Below are 1,325 nucleotides of genomic sequence, written 5' to 3'. Positions count from 1 at the left end.
GGTGGTTGCTGTTTGTTGTTTGAGATTTGCATAGTGGACGCGAGCATCTTTGTGGCCAAGTTTTTTAGGGCACACGGTGGATGCCTTGGCATCAGGAGCCGATGAAGGACGTGGGAGGCTGCGTTAAGCCTCGGGGAGTCGCCAACCAGACGTTGATCCGGGGATGTCCGAATGGGGAAACCCAGCACCAGTCATGTGGTGTTGCCTCCGCCTGAATGTATAGGGCGGTTGGTGGTAACGCGGGGAAGTGAAACATCTCAGTACCCGTAGGAAGAGAAAACAATATGTGATTCCGTGAGTAGTGGTGAGCGAAAGCGGATGAGGCTAAACCGGGCGTGTGTGATAGCCGGCAGGCGTTGCATGTCCGGGGTTGTGGGACCCTCTAACAGTTTCTGCCGAGATTGTAAGAAGTTATAAATCCTTCCGATAGTTGAAGCCTCTGGGAAGGGGCGCCGTAGACCGTGAGAGCCGGGTAGGCGAAATCGGATGGACTTCTTGAGGTGTTCCCGAGTAGCACGGGGCCCGAGAAATCCTGTGTGAATCTGCCAGGACCACCTGGTAAGCCTAAATACTCCCTGATGACCGATAGTGCACGAGTACCGTGAGGGAAAGGTGAAAAGTGCCCCGGTGAGGGGTCGTGAAATAGTACCTGAAACCGTGTGCCTACAAGCCGTAGGAGCTTACATCAGCTTGCTGGTGTGTGATGTGACTGCGTGCCTTTTGAAGAATGAGCCTGCGAGTTATGGTGTGTGGCGAGGTTAACCCGTGTGGGGGAGCCGTAGCGAAAGCGAGTCTGAATAGGGCGTTTGAGTCGCATGCTGTAGACCCGAAGCGGAGTGATCTACGCATGGGCAGGTTGAAGCTCAGGTAAGACTGGGTGGAGGACCGAACCCACCAGGGTTGAAAACCTGGGGGATGACCTGTGTGTAGGGGTGAAAGGCCAATCAAACTCCGTGATAGCTGGTTCTCCCCGAAATGCATTTAGGTGCAGCGTCACGTGTTTCTTGCCGGAGGTAGAGCACTGGATGGCCGATGGGCCCGACAAGGTTACTGACGTCAGCCAAACTCCGAATGCCGGTAAGTGAGAGCGTGGCAGTGAGACTGCGGGCGATAAGGTTCGTAGTCGAGAGGGAAACAGCCCAGATCACCGACTAAGGCCCCTAAGCGTGTGCTAAGTGGGAAAGGATGTGGAGTCGCAGAGACAACCAGGAGGTTGGCTTAGAAGCAGCCACCCTTGAAAGAGTGCGTAATAGCTCACTGGTCAAGTGATTCCGCGCCGACAATGTAGCGGGGCTCAAGTACACCGCCGAAGTCGTGGCACTCAC

The 1,325-nt window shown here is 55.2% G+C and carries 1 rRNA gene (only partly in view); it reads left to right on the top strand.

The window, feature by feature from the left end:
• Nucleotides 1–53 precede the first annotated feature (53 nt).
• Nucleotides 54–1,325 (top strand): 23S ribosomal RNA (locus MTP10_RS41750) (it continues 1,615 nt past the right edge of the window).

Source organism: Nonomuraea sp. 3-1Str (genome assembly GCF_031570565.1).
GTDB lineage: Bacteria > Actinomycetota > Actinomycetes > Streptosporangiales > Streptosporangiaceae > Nonomuraea.
The sequence above is the reverse complement of the archived record's forward strand: the minus strand, read 5'-3'. Positions and strand labels throughout refer to the sequence as shown.